Here is a 17,893-nt window from a genome sequence, read left to right as displayed (position 1 = left end):
GGGTGGGGGCCCCCGCGGGCGCCCCCCCCAACCCCGCCGCAACGGCGCCAAGCCACGACGGTGTAGACCGGCGGTGCCCGACAACCGCGACACCGCACGGCCCTACGCAGGCGCCGGTACCCCTTCGGTTTGTGCGTCCGCCCTCGGCATGGCCGCCAAGGTACGCTCCGGTCGAGTCATGAGCGCCCACTCACCAAGGCATGTCGCCACAACCGCGCCTCCCTGCACAGCCCGAGCGGAGCGGTGAGGCTCGTGCGACCCTCGCCGTCGAGAACCCGGCCGAGCGGACCGCGGTCACCTGGGTCACCACCTCCGTCGGCCTGACGGCGGAGCTCGCGGACGGTACGCGGATCGTGCCGCCGTGGGCCAACTGACCGGCTCGGCAGGCGGGTTACGCGGCCAGCGTGCCCGGAATCACCGCTCCCGGACCGAACTTGGCCCGTGCTCTGTCCGCGACCTCCTCGATACGGCGGACCTTCTCGTCCACGGGGTCGAAGGTGAGCTGGCAGGAGGCCTGTTCGGCGGGGGCCAGCCCTTCGGCGCGCAGGGCGACGGCACGCACCCGGGCACGCTGCAGACCGAGCGCCTCGTACATGCGGTACGCGGTGGCGGTGAGCGCCGGGGAGTGGGCGGTCGGCTCCTTGAGGGTGCGGCTGCGGGTGGTCGTGGAGCTGTCGGCGTACCGCACGGTGAGGGTCAGCGTGCGGCACACCTTGTCCAGGGCGCGCAGCCGGGACCCCAGTTCCCCGGCGGCGGAGAGCAGGGCGCGGCGGTGCCGGTCGGGGTCCAACTCATCGCGGGAGAAGGGGCGTTCGGCGGCGAGGATGGAGGTCCCCCCGCTCGAGCGAAGTCGAGAGTGGGGGAGTGCCGTGGCGTTCGGGACGACCCGGCCGCGGTCGACGCCGTGGGCCTTCTCGTGGAGTTCGCGTCCGGCCTTGGCGCCGGTGAGGCGTTGCAGTGTGGACAGCGGCGCGGCGGCGACCTTGCCGACGGTGTCGAGGCCGTACTCGCACAGGGTGCGGGCGGTGGCGTGGCCGACGCCGGGCAGCGCGGCGACGGGTTGCTCCGCGAGGAACTCCGTTATGGCGTCCGGCTCTTGGGGTACCACCCGGATTCCCCCGGGCGCGGCCTCACGCAGGGCCATCCGGGCGAGCATCGGGCCGGGCCCGGCGCCGATCGCGCAGTCGACGCCGTACCGGGCGAGGGCCCGCACCCGGATCAGCGGGGCCAGTTCCCCGGCACCCCGCCCGAAGTACCGCTCGGCGCCCCGCAGATCGGCCAGCGCCCCGTCGGGTGGCAGCGCCTCGACGACCGGGGTGAAGTCCTCGACAAGGACGAGGAGTTGAGGCAAGGCGGCGGCCTCGTGCATCGGAGGCAGCTGGAAACGTACGCAGAGGATGGTCATCCCGCACTCCCTGGACTCTGGTGCCACAACTTCCGTACCTTCGTGGGCTCTTCGCCCGCCGGACGCAGATCCGCCCACGGATGCAGTTCGTATCCGGTGGACATCCGGATGCGGCGGCCGTTCGTGGCATCGCCCGCGTCGGACGCCCCTGGCTCCCCCTTGGGCCCAGCCAGCCGCGGTGCCACCGCGTCGAGCCCGCCCTCCCTTCGCAACTCGACCAGCTCGGCGAGGTTCCAGGCCGCCGAGCCCACCACGCTGAGGCTGCGCGGCCCCCGCCGCTGCACCACCCCGCGCACCAGCAGCAGCCAGGAGTGGAAGACCGTGTGGGCGCAGGTGTCGTGGGAGTCGTCGAAGAAGGCGAGGTCGACCAGGCCGGTGCCGTCGTCGAGCGTGGTGAAGACGACCCGCTTGCCGGACCGGATCGGCGGGGTCTGGGTCGCCGCCTTGGCGCCCGCGACCAGGACCGTCTCCCCGTGCCGCGCCTCCCGCAGCCGCCGCGCGGAGACCACGCCCAGCTCGTCGAGGAACTCCCGGTGGTCGTCCATCAGATTGCGCGAGACGTCCATCGACAGCACGCCCAGCTCGGCGCTGAGCTGCTCCGCCGAGGAGAGGCCGGGCAGCCCGGCCGGCGCGGTCTTCCGCCCTCCGGCCAGGGGGAGTTGGCCTCCGCCCGCACCGCGCGCTCCCCGGTGCAGTTCCGTCAGGTGCAGTTGCAGATCACGCCGGTTGGCCCCGAAGGCGTCCAACGCCCCCACCTGGGCGAGTCTTTGGCTGAGCGGACGGCTCGGCCGGGCCCGCTCCCAGAAGTCGACCAGTGAGGCGTACGGCTGCCCGTCCGCGATCCGCGCCGCCTCGGCCTCGCTGATGCCGTGCACGTCGGAGAGGGCCAGCCGGATACCCCAGCCTCCCAAAGAACCGGACACCAGTTCGATACGGTGTGCGACCGCCGACCGGTTCACGTCCAGCGGCAGGATCGGCACCCCTCTCCTGCGCGCGTCCGCCAACAGCAGCCGCTTCGGATACATCCCGGGATCGTGCGTGAGCAACCCCGCGTAGAACGCCGCCGGATGGTGCGCCTTCAGCCACGCCGACTGGTACGTCGGCACCGCGAAGGCGACCGCGTGCGCCTTGCAGAATCCGTACGACCCGAAGGCCTCGACGATCTCCCAGGTCCGCGCGATCGTCTCGGCGTCGTACCCCTTCTCGGCCGCGTGCTGTGCGAACCAGACCCGGATCCGCCCCTGCGACTCGGGGTCGGAGAGCCCGCGCCGTATCCGGTCCGCCTCGTCCCGGCCGCAGCCGGTCATCAGGTGCACGATGTCGATGATCTGCTCGTGGAAGACGACGACGCCGTACGTCTCCTTCAGCGGCCCTTCGAGGTCCTCGTGCGGGTAGCGGACCGGCGCCCGCCCGTGCCGGGTCGCGATGAACGGCCGCACCATGTCGGCGGCGACCGGGCCGGGCCGGAAGAGGGAGATGTCGACCACGAGGTCGTGGAAGGTCGACGGCTGCAACCGCCCGACCAGGTCCCGCTGCCCCGGCGACTCGATCTGGAAGCAGCCCAGCGTCTCGGTGGAACGGATGAGCCGGTACGTCGCCGGGTCGCCCTTCTCGATGTCGAGGTCGTCCAGGTCGATCCGCTCCCCCGTCGCCCGCTCCACCTCCGCCACCGCGTGCGCCATCGCCGACTGCATCCGTACGCCCAGCACGTCGAGCTTGAGCAGCCCGAGGTCCTCGACGTCCTCCTTGTCGAACTGCGACATGGGGAAGCCCTCGCCGCTGGTCGGCATCACCGGCGTACGGGCGAGGAGGGAGGCGTCGGAGAGGAGTACCCCGCACGGGTGCATGGCGACTCCGCGCGGGAGGGCGTCGAGCGCCTCGACCAGCTCCCACAGCCGGCCGTACCGCTCCTTCTCCTCCGCCAGCTGCCGTAGCTCGGGTAGCTCTTCGAGCGCGGCCCGGGCGTCGCGGGCCCGGATGTGCGGGAAGGACTTGGCGATCCGGTCGATGTCGGCCGGGTCGAGGGAGAGGGCCGCGCCCACGTCACGGATGGCGTGCCGTACGCGGTACGTCTCCGGCATCGCCACGGTCGCGACCCGTTCGGTGCCGAAGCGGGCGATGATCGCGCGGTAGACCTCCAGGCGGCGCGCGGACTCCACGTCGATGTCGATGTCGGGCAGTACGGTCCGGCGTTTGGACAGAAACCGTTCCATCAGCAGCCCGTGGGCGACGGGATCGGCGTGTGCGATGCCGAGGAGGTGGTTGACGAGCGAGCCCGCGCCGGAGCCGCGCGCGGCGACCCGGATGCCCATCTTCCGTACGTCGTCGACGACTTGGGCGACCGTCAGGAAGTAGGAGGCGAAGCCGTGGTGGGCGATGACGTCCAGCTCCTGGTGCATCCGCTCCCAGTACTCGCGCTTCGAGTCGTACCCGTGCAGCACCATCCCCGCCGCCGCCCGTGAGGCCAGCGCGCGCTGCGCGGTGCGGCGGCCCGCGCCGACGAGGTGCGGCTCGGGGAAGTGGACGGTCCCGATGCCGAGGTCGTCCTCGGGGTCGACCAGGCACTCGGCGGCCGTCGCCTGCGTCTGTTCGAGCAGGCGGTACGCGATGTCGCGGCGGTACCCCGCGGCCTCGACGATCCGTTCGGCGGCGTGCAGCATGGCGCCCGCGCCCTTGAGCCACCCCTCGCCGGAGTCCAGCTCGCGGCGGGGGTCGACGGGGACCAGGCGGCGGGCCGCGTCGAGGACGTCGGCGACCGGGCCCATGCCGGGGTCGGCGTACCGGACGGCGTTACCGAGCACGGGCCGCACGCGCTGCTCGGCGGCGAAGCCGACGGTGCGGGCGGCCAGACGCAGTGAACCGGGGCCCGTGCCCTTGCGGTCGTGCCACACCGCTTCGAGGCGCAGGGCGTCGCCGTAGATCTCCCGCCAGGGCGCGAGGAGCTTCGCGGCGCGGTCGGGGCGTCCGGCGGCGAGTGCGCGGCCCACGTCGGAGGCGGGGCCGAGCAGGACGGTCAGCCCTTCGGCGGCGCGGGCCGGCCAGGGCAGTACCGGCGGACCTTCGCGGCCTTCCGCATGCACCGCCGAAACGATTCTGCACAGCTCCGCCCAGCCCTTCGCGCCCTCCCGGGCAAGGAAGGTCACCCGGGGTGCCGACTCATCGACGAAAGCACCGCCACGGACGGGAGCGCGCCGCCGCCGCTCCCGCCGTACCCCCTCCTCCGGCTCACCCACGGCCAGCTCCACCCCGAACAGCGGGCGGATTCCCGCCTTCGCGCAGGCCTTGGCGAAGCGGACCGCGCCCGCGAGGGTGTCGCGGTCGGTGAGGGCGAGGGCGTCCATACCCCGTTCACCGGCGCGCTCGGCCAGCCGCTCCGGGTGCGAGGCGCCGTATCGCAGGGAGAACCCGGACGCGGTGTGCAGATGCGTGAAACCCGGCACCACGCACCTCCCGCACTCCGGCGAGCCCCGCGACGAAAACGGCACTCGAACATCAGTTCACAGCTTTCCCACCCCCACCATAAACCAATTTTCGAACTCCTGTACGACGCCCGTTCGGGCCTCTCCCACCTGCGGAAACGCCGTGCCACTCGGAGATCGATGGCGCCCTGGTGATCGACACGGCCGGCACCACCGACACGCTCCTGGTCGCCTCCGGCGGCGGCACGGTCCTCTCCAATCGGGCCCGGCCCGCCAATCCGCGGCGTGCCGTGATCCGGCTCGCCGCCGCCCTTGCCCTGTTCGCCGTCCTGCTGGTGGTGATCGCGAGCACCCCGAACGCGGGCGGTGCCCTGCCGCCGCCGGTGCCGCCGCCGTTCTGGAGGGCGATCGGGCCGGCCCTGCCGCCGGGGGGCGGGCACCTGGGCGGCACGCTCGATCGCGCACTTCAGGGGCAACGACGTGACGGCCCCGCTGCTGGTGCTCTCGGCCTGGGCTGCCGACGCGGGTCCCGCGCAGCACGGGCGCATACGAAAGTCCCGCCCCCGCGAACGCGGAGGCGGGACCTCGCCGGGCCGATCAGCCCATGGCCGCTGACCGATCAGCCCCAGGGCCGCTACGACCGTCAGCCGATCTCGGCACCGTAGACGCTCAGCGCCTCGGTGACCGGCTGGAAGAAGGTCGTACCGCCCGACGAGCAGTTTCCGCTGCCGCCGGAGGTGAGGCCGATCGCGCTGCTGCCGGAGAAGAGCGAACCGCCGCTGTCGCCGGGCTCGGCGCAGACGTCGGTCTGGATGAGGCCGCTGACGATGTCGCCGTTGCCGTAGTTCACGGTGGCGTCCAGGCCGGTGACCGTGCCGTCGTGCACCTGGGTGGTGGAGCCGCTGCGGATGACCTCCATGCCGACGGTGGCGTCGGCCGCGCCGGTGATGCTCTGCGAGGAGCCGTCGTAGAGGTTGACCTCGCTGGGGTGGTCGACGTCGGCCGTGTACTTGACCAGGCCGTAGTCGTCACCCGGGAAGCTGGAGTCCTCGTTCTCGCCTATCACCGTGCCGGACGAGTCCGACCAGGTCGAGATGGACTCGGTGCAGTGCCCGGCGGTCAGGAAGTACGGCTCGCCGTCCTTGATGACGTTGAAGCCGAGGGAGCAGCGGCCGCCGCCCCCGGTGATGGCGTCGCCGCCCGCGACGAAGGGCTTGAACTCCCCCTTCGTGCGCTTGAGCTCGGCCGTGGCGCCGAGACCGTCCACGACCTTGGTCAGCTTGGTCCACTCGGCCTTCGAGACCGTGCGGTCGGCGGTGACGACCACCTTGTTGGTCGCCGGGTCGGTGACCCACGAGGTGCCGGGGATGCTCGCGTCCTGCTCGATCGTCGTACGGGCGCTCGTCAGCTCGGCGAGGGAGTTCTCCACGAGCCTGGCCTCGGCGCCGGCCGCCTCGACGGCTTCGGCGGCGGACTCGTCGAGCACGTTGACGACGAGGAGCTTGCTCTTCGCGTCGTAGTACGTTCCCGCCGCGTCGGCGCCGAGGTCCTGGCCGAGGGTCGAGGCGAGCTTTCCGGCCGCCTCGATCGAGAGGGTCTTCAGCTCGGGGGTCCGCGGAGCCTCACTGGCGTTCGCAGTCTGGAAGGTGACTCCCGCGGCGACCAGTGCGGCGATACCGGCACCTGCCACGGCGGTACGCCGCCCGGATATACGTCGGTGCTTCAACTCACGTCCTCCTGTGGGGGGTTGGCCGCCAGAGGCGTGGGGACCCCGGTCGGCCGGAAGGCGTATCGGCACGGAGGCGACCGACCGCAAAAGCTTCGGTCAGTCGCGTCCATGCCAACTTGTGCCGCCCACTATTCCCAGGCCACAGGGAGCACACAAGGTCGACTTCAGGACGCGCACTCCGCCGCCTCACATCAGCGGGCGTGCGCCCCATGCGTCGTTACCGACCGGTATCCAACCCCGAAAGTTCACACCGCAAACACATGCGGCGACCAGAATCTCAACAACCCACGAGGTCTAGTCCTGTCCGGATTTCGATCCTTCGGGGTCCGCATCCAGACGGGGAGCGGAGGGCGGGAGCTGCTCCTGCACCGGTTGCCGCTCGACTTCGGGTGCCGGCCTCGCCGGAGCCTGCGGCACCGCCGGCCCCTGCTGCTGGGCCTTCTCCAGGAACCGCAGCAACTCCACCGGGAAGGGCAGGACGAGCGTGGAGTTCTTCTCGGCCGCGACCGCCACCACGGTCTGCAGCAGCCGGAGTTGGAGAGCGGCGGGCTGGTCGGACATCACCCCGGCGGCCTCCGCCAGCTTCTTCGACGCCTGGAGCTCGGCGTCGGCGTTGATGACCCGGGCCCGCCGCTCACGGTCGGCCTCGGCCTGCCGGGCCATGGAGCGCTTCATCGTCTCGGGCAGCGAGACGTCCTTGATCTCGACGCGGTCGATGGTGACGCCCCACTCCACGGCGGGGCTGTCGATCATCAGCTCCAGCCCCTGGTTGAGCTTCTCGCGGTTGGAGAGCAGATCGTCCAGCTCGCTCTTGCCGATGATGGACCTGAGCGAGGTCTGCGCCATCTGCGAGACCGCGAACCGGTAGTCCTCGACCCGCACGATCGCCTCGGCCGGCAAGGTCACCTTGAAGTAGACGACGGCGTCCACCCGCACGGTCACGTTGTCCCGCGTGATGCCCTCCTGCGCGGGCACGGGCATCGTCACGATCTGCATGTTGACCTTCTGGAGCCGGTCCACGACGGGCACGATCATCGTGAACCCCGGCCCCCGCACCTTCGACCTCAGCCGGCCGAGCCGGAACACCACCCCCCGCTCGTACTGCCGCACCACCCGGGCCGCCGACATCACGTACACCGCGCCGACGGACGCGAGGGAGATTCCCGCAGTCACCAGCTCCTCGACCATCACGGCCCCCAGGGTCCGAAGTGGGCGTATGAGAGGACGTACTCACGTGTACCTCGACGGTAACTCCGTCCGCCGAACAAGGGCGAGCCCCCGCACGGCATGGGCCGTGCGGGGGCTCGCCCGCTGCTGGCTGCAGGGTTCGGTCGTGCGGGTGCCGGGAGGGCACCATGTGCGCGCACCAGGTGCGGACACCGGGTGCGGGTCGGGTCAGTAGACGCTGACCCCGTAGGCGCTCAGGGCCTCGGTGACCGGCTGGAAGAAGGTCGTACCGCCCCAGGTGCAGTTTCCGCTGCCGCCGGAGGTCAGACCGTACGCGACACCGTTGCTGCCGTAGAGCGGGCCGCCGGAGTCGCCGGGCTCGGCGCAGACATTGGTCTGGATCATGCCGTAGACGACATCACCGCCGCCGTAGTTGACGGTCGCGTTGAGCGCGGTGACACGGCCGGTGTGGGTGCCGGTGGTGGAGCCGTCACGGATGACGTTGGTGCCCACGCTCGGGGTGGCCGCACGGGTGATGTCCACGTTGCCCGCGGTGCCGGGCTTGCTGATGGACGTGTTGCTGTACCGGACGATCCCGTAGTCGTTCACCGGGAAGCTCGATCCGGCGGTCGGCCCGAGGGTCGTGGAGCGGGACGAGTTGCCCCACCAGGTGCCCGCGCCGTCGGTGCAGTGACCGGCGGTCAGGAAGTACTCGGCTCCGCTGCTGCTGCGGACGTTGAAGCCCAGCGAACAGCGCCAGCTACTCGCATAGATGGCGTCGCCGCCACCGATCAGCTTGTTGAACTTGCCGGGGGTGCGCTTGATCGTCAGGGCGCCGGCGTTGGCGCCCGCCGCCTCCTTGATCTCCGCGATCTCCGCCGCGGAGACGGTGCTGTCGGCGGTGACGAGGACCTTGCCGGTCTTCTCGTCGATCGCCCAGGCGGTGCCGGGCACATCGGCCTTGAGCACCGAGGAGCTCGCCTGCTTGAGCTCGGCCGTGCTGAAGGTCTGCACGTCACTCGCGTTCGCGCTGGGGACGGTGACGGCGACGGCGGCGGCGAGTCCGGAGGCGACGGCGATCAGCCGGGTCCGTCTCGCTGTGCCACTGCGGGGGGTGGTGCGCTTGATCCTCACTGTTCGTTCCCTCCTGAGGGAAGTCGGGGGCCCGCGTGGGGTCGGGGCCCGTGAGGCCAGATCAGGGGAAGTGTCCGGATTCCGAACACGACGTGCCCCTGACAAGGCGCTTCGGGGAAGTATTCGGCCGCGCGGCCGACCGGCGCAAGAGGGCCTTTCGGCCGAGCGGCCTTCAACACGCGCACCATCAGCAGAAGTTGACCCCACGCATACAGTTGTGAGGATTCCGTGTGCGCCCCAAGTGCCGGATTCGGGCGGTTCCCGGCGCTGGTCGGAACAGGTCGCGCTCCCCGCCGCGATGGCCGGTCCCAGCATGTTCCTTCATATGTCCATATGTCCGCCGTAGGAACCGGCCGGAGGGAGCTTCCTGCGCTAGCAGTTACAACCGCAGTCGCACCCGTCACAGCCGTCGCAGCAACCGCCGCAACAGTCACAGCAGTCGCAGCAATCGGAGCAGTTGTCGCAGTCGCACCGCTGGCAGAGGCCCCCCTTGCGCTCCCCGGTCCACGGGTCCTCGTACTCCCCGCAGCACATCTGGCACGTACAGGCGAGCCCCGCCCACACCAGGCACCCCGCGAGGAGCCCGCGCCGGTCGCGGCGCGGGGGCTCGGGAGGGGGCGGCGGGCCGCTGGGCCCGGTCGGCGCATACGGGTTGCCGTACGCCTGGGGGGTGTGCTCGCACGAGGTGGTGCCGAAGGCCCGGTCCACCGAGTTCCGCAGCTCGTGCACGAGGAGAACGTGCGCCAGCTCGGCATCCGTGCCGTGTCTCTCCGGGGAGACCCCGGACCCCCAGGCCACCTCGCGCAGCGCGAGCCGTATCCCGTGCAGGGCGTCGTCGGCGAGCCGCCGGGCCTCGGCCGGCGACGTACCGGTGGCCGTCAACGGGTTCCAGGCGCCCGACGCGGCGTCGGGCTCCCTGTCCTCCACGGCGTCCAGCAGATGGGCGAGCCGACCGAAGAGGCGGCCGGCCTCGGCGAGCGGTTCCGCGTTGGCCGGGCGTCCGGCGAGGAACGCGGTGTGCGCGAAGGCCGCGGCGGTCGCGGTCTCGGTCGGCTCGGTGACGGTCAGGATCGGGGTGCCCGGCCCGGCGAGCGCCTCGATGCCGAGCTGCCGGTCCACGGCGTCGACGAGCACGCCCGTGTCGAACCCGACGTCAGATCCCGTACGAGCGCCCGCGCGTCCCCAGCGCACGGCGACCCGGCGCGCGGCGAACGCCACCGGCCCGCGCGCCGGCAGCCCGTCCCCGTCGGCCAGGTGATCGCGCACCTTGGCGGCGGCGAGTACCAGCGAGACGGCGGCGGCGAGCCGTGCCCCCTCGCCCCGCGCGACCGAGGCGGTGCGCATCCCGCGCAGTGGACAGGGCCCGGCGGTCCGGCGCCGTCCGGCCGACCGGTCGGGCCCGGCCTGAGCGTCCGTCAGAACCGAGACGAGGAGCCCGTCGTAGTTGGTGACGACCCGTGCGAACTGCCCGTGGTCCCCGCGCAGCGCGAGACAGAGCCCGCACAGATGCGCCATCCACCGGGTCCGCAGCCCTTCACCGAGCCGGTGACGGCAGGGCCGGACGATTCCGAACACGACATTCCCCCGTGATGCGTACGACATTGAGCCGCGGCATCGTACCGACCACCCGGGCCGCCCCGTTCACCCGTACGCCTCACCCGTCACCCGTCCGCCGAGAGAAATCATATTTCACTCACAGTCAGCAGCCGTGCACAGCAAACCCCTTGGGGCGCATGGCCTCTCGACGAATTGGTTCTGCACCAGTACCGTCACGAAACCCCCGCGCGGCGCCCAACCCCTTGGCGCACGATCCGCATCATGGACGACGATAGGGATGCGGATGGCAAAAAAGACCGCTGTGAGAGGAGGCGTCCATGGGATCGGTGCGCAAGGCGAGTGCCTGGCTTGGCCTCGTCGACGACAACGATGACGAGCGTTACTACGACGACGACTACGCCGATGAGCGGGAGTCCGGCGATGCCTGGGTCACCGACCCTCGCGTCAAGGTCGCCTCCGAGTCCGCGTCGGAGAAGGGCCGCCGGATCGGCACGGTCACTCCGGACAGCTTCCGCGACGCCCGGAGCATCGGCGAGCTCTTCCGGGACGGCGTCCCGGTCATCATGAACCTCACGAACATGGAGCCCGCCGACGCCAAGCGCGTCGTCGACTTCGCGGCCGGCCTGATCTTCGGTCTGCGCGGCTCGATCGAGCGGGTGTCGAACCGGGTCTTCCTGCTGACCCCGGCCGACACGGAGATCGTCAGCGGCGAGGCCGCGGGCCGTCAGACGGACGGTTTCTTCAACCAGAGCTGAGCAAGGCGGCTCGTCGGCACGACCTTTCGGTTCGGTACGTGGCTTCAACGGAAGGCATCGAAACCGGTGAGCGCCTTGCCCAGCACCAGCTGGTGCATCTCGACGGTGCCCTCGTACGTCAGCACGGACTCCAGGTTGGTCGCGTGCCGCATGACGGGATATTCGAGGGAGATGCCGTTGGCACCGAGGATCGTACGGGCGGTACGGCAGATCTCGATCGCCTCGCGCACGTTGTTGAGCTTCCCGAAGCTGACCTGTTCGGGACGGAGCCTTCCCGCGTCCATCCGCCGCCCCAGATGATGGGCGAGCAGAATCCCCTTGTGCAGTTCGACCACCATGTCGGCGAGCTTGGCCTGGGTGAGCTGGAACCCCCCGATGGGCCTCCCGAACTGCTCCCGCGTCTTCGCGTATTCGACGGCGGCCTCGAAGGACGACCGCGCGGCCCCCATCGCACCCCACACGATGCCGTAGCGCGCGTGGGAGAGACAGCTCAGCGGCCCCTTGAGGCCGGTCACCTCGGGCAGTACGGCGTCGGCGGGCAGTCGCACGTCGTCGAGGACCAGCTCGCTGGTGACGGACGCGCGCAGCGACCACTTGTGCTTGATCTCGGGTGCGGAGAAGCCGGGGGCATCGGTGGGTACGACGAAGCCGCGGATCCCGTCGTCGGTCTGCGCCCAGACGACGGCGACCCCGGCGACGGACCCGTTGGTGATCCACATCTTGCGGCCGCCGAGCACCCAGTCGCCGCCGTCGCGCTTGGCGTAGGTGCGCATCGACGCCGGGTCGGATCCGTGGTCGGGTTCGGTGAGCCCGAAGCACCCGATGACCTCGCCGGAGGCCATCCGCGGCAACCACCGCTGTTTCTGTTCCTCGGAGCCGAAGCGGTGGATGGCGTACATCGCGAGGGAGCCCTGCACGGAGACCAGCGACCGGATGCCGGAGTCGGCGGCTTCGAGCTCCAGACAGGCGAGCCCGTACTGCACGGCACTGGCCCCGGCGCACCCGTACCCGTCGAGCGACATCCCGAGGGCACCGATCGCGCCCAGCTCCCGTGCCAGCTCCCTGATCGCGGGCAGCTCGCCCTTCTCGTACCAGTCGGCCACGTACGGCAGCACGCGGTCCGCGGCCCAGGTCCGTACGGTGTCGCGGATCGCGAGGTCCTCCGGGTCGAGCAGGTCGTCGATGCCCAGGGGATCGGCGGGGTCGAAGGGCGGCAGCTTCGAGGACTTCGCTGACTTCGAGGTCGCGGACATGGGGCAGCCTCCGGCAGACTAAAACTAGCAACGCTAGTTACGGGTCGACGTCGACGCTATGCGGCAGTGTCCCGCAAGTCCAGGGGGAGCGAGTCCGGCAGGGCAGGTTTGCCGGGCCGGCCGCAGGAGTACCTCCCGCCCGAGACGGGTTCCCTCGTGTCCTCGGGAGCCCGTCGAGTTTCTTTCCGCTCCCTTTCCGCTTTTTTCTTTCCGCTTTCTTTCCGCCGCAACGGCGGGAAGCCCGACGGCGCGGACCAGCTGTGCCGAGCCCCGCTCAACCGACGAACTCCACGTCCCTCAGCCGACCGACTCGGCGCGCATGGCCGACGCCGCCTCGCGGGGAGCGGGGATGTCCTCCCCGGACACCTGCTTCTCCTTCCGGGGCACCGGTACGTCCGCCGGGCCCGCCGCGGGCGCCCCGCACTCCATGGTCCGCGGCAGCCGCAGCGCCAGCACCGCGCCGAGGAGCAGCAGACCCGCGCTGACCAGCAGGGTCACATGCAGACCGTGGACGAAGTAGTCGCGGGCCGCGTTCCGCAGGGCCGCGCCGGAGTCGCCGCCGAGCCGGTCGGCGACCTCGTACGCCTCCCCCAGCGAGTGGCCGGCGGCTGCCGTGGCCGAGGCGGGGACGCCGGGGACGGAGGAGAGGCCGGGCGCGTACGCCGCGTTCATGACGCTGCCGAGGAGGGCGATGCCGATGCCGGCGCCCAGTTGGTACGAGGTCTCGCCGATGGCTGCGGCCCCGCCCGCCTGGGCCGGGGGCGCCTCGCTGAGCATGGACTCGTACGCCCCGAAGAGCGTGGTCTCCAGGCCGAACCCGAGCAGGACGAACCCGGCGAGCAGCAGCCCGGCGTTGTCGTGGCGGCCCATCGCGGTGAGCAGGACGACGGCGCCCGCGGTGAGGCAGAAGCCGAGGGAGACCATGCAGCGGGGGCCGAAGCGGTGCAGCAGCTTGGCGCCGGCCAGGCCCGCCGCCATCGCCGCGATGGTCAGCGGCAGGAGTCTGAGTCCCGTCTCCAGCGGCGAGAGCCCGAGTACCAGTTGCAGATACTGCGCCGCGATCAGCTCCAGGCCCACCAGCGCGAGCATGGCCAGCACGATGCAGCCCACGGAGGTGCTGAACGCCGGGCGCGCGAACATCCGCATGTCCACCAGCGGATGCGTATGCCGCCGCTGACGCCGTACGAAGGTGGTCAGCAGGACGCCGCCCGCGAGCAGGGGGAGCGCCGTGTACGGGTCGAAGGGCGGCTCCCCGCCGCCGAGCCGCTTCACGCCGAGGACGAGGCCGAAGAGTCCGGCGGCGGCCATGAGCGCGCCGACCACGTCCCAGGGTCCGCCGCGCGGCCCTGTCGACTCGGGCAGCAGAAGCCGGCCGACCGGCAGGCTGATCAGCATCAGCGGGATGTTGACGAAGAAGACCGAACCCCACCAGAAGTGCTCCAGCAGGAAGCCGCCGAGCAGCGGTCCGACCGCCGCGCCCACGGCGGCCACGGCGCTCCAGACACCGATGGCGAGGGCCCGCTCGCGGCGGTCGGGGAAGACCTGCCGCAGGATCGACAGGGTCGCGGGCATGATCATCGCACCGCCGACGCCGAGCAGCGCGCGGGCGGCGATGAGGACCTCGGCGCTGTCCGCGACGGCCGCGAGGCCCGAGGCGATGCCGAACAGTCCGTATCCGAGGAGCAGGACGCGTCTGCGGCCGACCCGGTCGCCCAGCGTGCCGAAGAGGATCAGCAGCGAGGCGCAGACGAGCGGGTAGGCGTCGACGATCCAGAGCAGCTCTATCCCGCTGGGCTTGAGGTCCTCGGTGACGGCCGGCACGGCGACGTGCAGCACGGTGGCGTCGACGGCGACCAGGAGCAGGCTGGTGCACAGGACGACGAGGACGACCCAGCGGTTGGCACCGGCCCCGGCCTCCCGACGGCACCGCGCGGCGGCCGTGGTCGTCCCGGACATGTACGTACCTCCCAGATGTTCCCTCGCGTTCGGCGGGACCGGGTGGGGACTCCCCGGCGGCTACGATCCGGGAGGAGCGGCGTCCCGGACCCACGCAACGAAGGCGAGCGAGTCGTCAGCGTACGCGAGTTCCGGCCAGTGACGCGTGGTGGACCTCTCACGCGCCTCCTGCGGGCGGTGTGGTATGCGCCACGCCCCTGATGCCTCTCCCTGTCGTGCGTCACGTCCGAAAGGGCCGCCCGGTTCCTCGCGCCCCCGATAATCGAGCGCGTGACCGATCTTGATACGCGCCCGGCGGCGCCCCTGGTCCGCAGGGCCGCCCCCGCACTCCTCGGGTACGCCGCCGTGCGCGCCCTGGGCCTGGTCGTGCTGGCCCTGTGGAGCGCGACGCGCGACAAGAGCGCGCACACCCTGCTGTCGGCCCGCTGGGACTCGCTCTGGTACGTCAGGGTCGCCGACCTCGGCTACGGCTACGAGGTCCGGCTCCCGAACGGCGATGTCCACTCGAACCTCGCCTTCTTCCCGCTGCTGCCCTGGCTGGAGCGGGCCGTGTCAGCGGTGACGCCGCTGTCGTACGCGGACGCGGGCCTCGCCGTCAGCACGCTCGCCTCGATCGCCGCGGCCTGGGGGATCTTCGCGGTCGCCGACCATCTGTACGGGCGCCGCGCGGGCATCTGCGCCGTCCTGCTGTGGGCCGTGCTGCCCGTCGGCATCGTGCAGTCGATGGCGTACACCGAGTCACTGTTCACCGCCCTCGCCGCCTGGTCGCTGTACGCGCTGCTGACCGGCCGCTGGCTGATCGCGGGCACCCTCGCCGCGCTGGCCGGGCTGACACGGCCGGTGGGGGTGGCGGTGGTCGCGGCGGTCTGGGTCGCGGGGGTCGTGTCGTTCATACGACAGCGGGGCGCGTCTCTCCGGTCCGTCCGGCAGGAGGACGGGTCCCTCTCTCCCGTCCGGCAGGAGAACGCGTCTCCCCCGTCCCCCCGGCAGAGGAGCGCGTCCGGCTCGCCCATCCGGCAGGCAGGCGCGTCTCCCCCGTCCGTCCGGCAGGAGGACGCGTCTCCCCCATCCCTCCGGGAGGAGGAGGGCGAGTCTCCCCCGTCCGTCCAGCGCCGTGGCGCCTCTCCCTCGTCCGTACGAGACGGGAGCGCGTCGGTACCGGACGGCGCTCCCGCTCTCCGGCGCGCCCTCGGCATGCTCCTCGCGCCGCTCGGCGCCGCCGGGTATGTGCTGTGGGTCGGCCACCGCACGGGCGACGGTCTGCTCGGCTATGTCGGCGTCCAGGCGGGCTGGGGCAACGGCTTCGACGGGGGCTGGGCCTTCGCGCGGTTCGTCGCCGACAAGTTCACGTCATTCCCGTCGGCCCTGGCCGGGGCCGGGCTGCTGGTCGGCGTGGCGCTGGTCGTGTGGCTGTACGTGGTGGGCGTACGGCAGGGGCAGCCGCTGTCGCTGCTGGTGTACACCGGGGTCGTCGTCGCGCTCGCGCTGTGCGCGGCGAGCTACTTCGGCTCGAAGCCCCGGCTGCTGATGCCCGCCTTCCCCCTGCTCCTGCCGCTCGCGACGGCCCTGGCCCGGCTGCGTACACCCAGGTCAGCGGTGATCTTGAGTGCCGTCGCGGTGGCCTCGGCGGCGTACGGGGCGTTCTGGCTGAACGGCACCGGTCCACCATGAGCGACAGGGGAATGCCACTCAAGCTTCCGGTGAACGAAACCAAAAGGGCAGTAAAAAGATAACCCGCATGGTGCAATGGAATTGAGGGGTGGCGTGCTCTCGACGTTTGACGATTGCGTGGAAATAAACCTCAATCCGAGGGCGATCCCACATCACATCGTCATCACAAAGCCTGTGTTTGCAGCCAGTCGAGAGCTCACTCGCTGTAACGTCGATTGAGTGCGTACCGAACGAAAGCTGACTCGTCTGGACCGGGTCTTCGCCCGGCTGGACCGTGAGCCAGAACGGCCGGCCCACATCGATGTGCCGGTGATGACCCGGCACAGGGTGGTGCTGCTGTCCGCCACCCTGGCCTTCTACGCGGCGCTCGTGTGGGCCGTGGTGATCACCTCGTGGGTGGTCCGGATCGACTGGCAGATCATGCTCTTCCGGCCGTACCAGCAGTGGCCCGAGGTCCACGCCCTCCTGGACTACTACGTGGTGCTGGGCCAGCGCGGACCCACCGCCGTGATGGTCGCGGCCTGGCTGGGCTGGCGCTGCTGGCGGCAGCACACCGTGCGCCCGATGCTCGTACTCGGCGTCTCGCTGCTGCTGCTGAACGTCACGGTGGGTGCCGCCAAGCTCGGCATGGGCCGCCTGGGACCGCACTACGCCACCGAGGTCGGCTCGAACGAGATGTGGGCCGGCGGCGACATATTTCCTTCGGGCCACACCGCGAACGCCGTGGTGACCTGGGGCATACTCGCCTATCTGGCGTCCTCGCCGAGAGCCCGGCGCTGGCTGTCCGCGACGTCGGCCATGATGTCGCTGGGCGTCGGTCTGACTACGGTCTACATCGGTACGCACTGGCTGAGCGACGTGGTGCTGGGCTGGGCCGCGGGGCTGCTGATCCTGCTGGCGCTGCCCTGGTTCGAGCCGATGATCGCCCGCGCCGAGGTGCGGATACTCTCGCTGCGGGACACCTGGCGCGACCGGCGTACGGCCCTCGCGCCGCCCGTCACGGCCGTGGGCGCCTCCACGCTGCGCAAGCCCGGTGAGGAGCCCGCGACCGCCCGCGACACGACGATCGCGGCCCGCGCCGGCCGTGCGCCCGCGCACCACCTGGCACCGGGGCCGCACACCACGCGCTCGGAGCGCACCCCGGTCACCCCGGCGGGCAGCCGCAGGCCACCGCACTCGGACCGGTTGCCGCGCGGCACGACGTCGACGACCCGTCCTTACGCGGGCGGCTGACACGAGACAGCGGGGCCGGTACGCACAACACCCCCCCCCCCCCCCGCATGGCGAAGGCCCGGCTCCCTCACGGAGCCGGGCCTTCGCCGTGACGTGCGATGCTTCAGCCCTTCCAGCAGCTCGTCACCCGGCCGTCCTTGACCTCGAAGTTCAGCCGTCCCGCGCGGTACTCCATCGTGATGATCGCCCCCGGCGGCAGCGCCCTGACCGAGGACCAGCCGCGCTCACGGGCGCGGCGCTCGGCGGCGGACGCGTCCAGGCCGACGTATGAGTCCGGATTGTCCCGGGGCTCTGCGGGCGGGGTGGGAATGGGTGCCATGCCCGCCACGTTAGGCGGCACCTCGCGGGCAGGGAAGTCCGGGGCCCGCCACGGTGGGTCACCTGTTCCCCGGCGGTCACGCTTCTGTCACAGGATCACGACACGCGTTCCGGTCGCCGTGACATCAGTTGCTGCCGCAGCGGGCCGTCACACAAATGGGCGCATCCTCACGTGTTCCAGACGGTTTCGAACGTAATTCTGGACCAGCGTGACGCCGTCTCGAATAGCGCGTCGAAAAGGGCGCCGTCGGCCACCCGGTCGCGCCATTCCATTCGGCTTCCCGGACGGCTCCGAG

At 71.2% G+C, this 17,893-nt stretch carries 12 protein-coding genes and 2 pseudogenes; 5 read left to right on the top strand and 9 right to left on the bottom strand.

The genetic code is table 11. The features are described from left to right. Positions 1 to 254: 254 nt before the first annotated feature. Positions 255 to 374, top strand: a pseudogene (locus ACWD3C_RS31570) (cupin domain-containing protein); the annotation flags it as partial. Positions 375 to 391: 17 nt separating this feature from the next. Here ACWD3C_RS31570 and ACWD3C_RS31565 read toward each other — a convergent pair. Together ACWD3C_RS31565 and ACWD3C_RS31560 are read right to left on the bottom strand one after the other, a co-directional pair. Continuing rightward, positions 392 to 1,405, bottom strand: coding sequence for a DNA polymerase Y family protein (locus tag ACWD3C_RS31565; RefSeq protein ID WP_451149582.1), 1,014 nt, complete (start codon positions 1,403 to 1,405; stop codon positions 392 to 394). After that, positions 1,402 to 4,845, bottom strand: coding sequence for a DNA polymerase III subunit alpha (locus ACWD3C_RS31560; RefSeq protein WP_451149581.1), 3,444 nt, complete (start codon positions 4,843 to 4,845; stop codon positions 1,402 to 1,404). The genes ACWD3C_RS31565 and ACWD3C_RS31560 overlap by 4 nt, the downstream gene beginning before the upstream one ends. 152 nt (positions 4,846 to 4,997) lie before the next feature. Between ACWD3C_RS31560 and ACWD3C_RS31555 the strand changes: the two are divergent. Next, positions 4,998 to 5,439, top strand: a pseudogene (locus ACWD3C_RS31555) (hypothetical protein); the annotation flags it as partial. A 28-nt stretch (positions 5,440 to 5,467) separates the two neighbouring features. Here ACWD3C_RS31555 and ACWD3C_RS31550 read toward each other — a convergent pair. The 4 genes from ACWD3C_RS31550 to ACWD3C_RS31535 all read right to left on the bottom strand — a co-directional run bounded on the left by ACWD3C_RS31550 (position 5,468) and on the right by ACWD3C_RS31535 (position 10,429). Further along, positions 5,468 to 6,550, bottom strand: coding sequence for a S1 family peptidase (locus tag ACWD3C_RS31550; RefSeq protein ID WP_451149580.1), 1,083 nt, complete (start codon positions 6,548 to 6,550; stop codon positions 5,468 to 5,470). A 297-nt stretch (positions 6,551 to 6,847) separates the two neighbouring features. Further along, on the bottom strand, positions 6,848 to 7,741 hold the full coding sequence (locus ACWD3C_RS31545; RefSeq protein ID WP_451149586.1) for a slipin family protein: 894 nt from the start codon (positions 7,739 to 7,741) through the stop codon (positions 6,848 to 6,850). 207 nt (positions 7,742 to 7,948) lie between these two features. After that, positions 7,949 to 8,854 carry a S1 family peptidase gene (locus tag ACWD3C_RS31540; protein WP_451149579.1) on the bottom strand — a complete coding sequence of 302 codons (906 nt, stop codon included), beginning with the start codon at positions 8,852 to 8,854 and terminating at the stop codon, positions 7,949 to 7,951. A 372-nt stretch (positions 8,855 to 9,226) separates the two neighbouring features. Continuing rightward, a complete protein-coding gene (locus tag ACWD3C_RS31535; protein WP_451149578.1) occupies positions 9,227 to 10,429 on the bottom strand; it encodes a DUF5685 family protein in 1,203 nt (400 codons plus the stop codon). A gap of 299 nt (positions 10,430 to 10,728) precedes the next feature. On the opposite strand from ACWD3C_RS31535, the gene ACWD3C_RS31530 reads away from it, so the two are divergent. Beyond that, positions 10,729 to 11,166 (top strand): cell division protein SepF, encoded by a 438-nt coding sequence (locus tag ACWD3C_RS31530; RefSeq protein ID WP_451149577.1) that lies wholly within the window; start codon positions 10,729 to 10,731, stop codon positions 11,164 to 11,166. Positions 11,167 to 11,210: 44 nt separating this feature from the next. On the opposite strand, the gene ACWD3C_RS31525 is transcribed toward ACWD3C_RS31530, so the two are convergent. Together ACWD3C_RS31525 and ACWD3C_RS31520 are read right to left on the bottom strand one after the other, a co-directional pair. Next, positions 11,211 to 12,419 (bottom strand): acyl-CoA dehydrogenase family protein, encoded by a 1,209-nt coding sequence (locus ACWD3C_RS31525; RefSeq protein ID WP_451149576.1) that lies wholly within the window; start codon positions 12,417 to 12,419, stop codon positions 11,211 to 11,213. Positions 12,420 to 12,716: 297 nt separating this feature from the next. Further along, entirely contained in the window at positions 12,717 to 14,375 is a 1,659-nt protein-coding gene (locus ACWD3C_RS31520; RefSeq protein ID WP_451149575.1) for an MFS transporter, read from the bottom strand. A 270-nt stretch (positions 14,376 to 14,645) separates the two neighbouring features. Between ACWD3C_RS31520 and ACWD3C_RS31515 the strand changes: the two genes are divergently transcribed. Together ACWD3C_RS31515 and ACWD3C_RS31510 are read left to right on the top strand one after the other, a co-directional pair. After that, complete coding sequence (locus tag ACWD3C_RS31515) at positions 14,646 to 16,046, top strand: glycosyltransferase family 39 protein (protein ID WP_451149574.1); 1,401 nt, start codon at positions 14,646 to 14,648, stop codon at positions 16,044 to 16,046. Between the two features lie 219 nt (positions 16,047 to 16,265). Then, complete coding sequence (locus ACWD3C_RS31510) at positions 16,266 to 17,279, top strand: phosphatase PAP2 family protein (RefSeq protein WP_451149573.1); 1,014 nt, start codon at positions 16,266 to 16,268, stop codon at positions 17,277 to 17,279. Between the two features lie 103 nt (positions 17,280 to 17,382). Here ACWD3C_RS31510 and ACWD3C_RS31505 read toward each other — a convergent pair whose 3' ends face one another. Further along, positions 17,383 to 17,598, bottom strand: a complete 216-nt coding sequence (locus ACWD3C_RS31505) for an I78 family peptidase inhibitor (protein WP_451149572.1) — start codon at positions 17,596 to 17,598, stop codon at positions 17,383 to 17,385. Positions 17,599 to 17,893: the final 295 nt, after the last annotated feature.

The organism is Streptomyces sp. NPDC002845, from assembly GCF_053591955.1.
The sequence above is the reverse complement of the archived record's forward strand: the minus strand, read 5'-3'. Positions and strand labels throughout refer to the sequence as shown.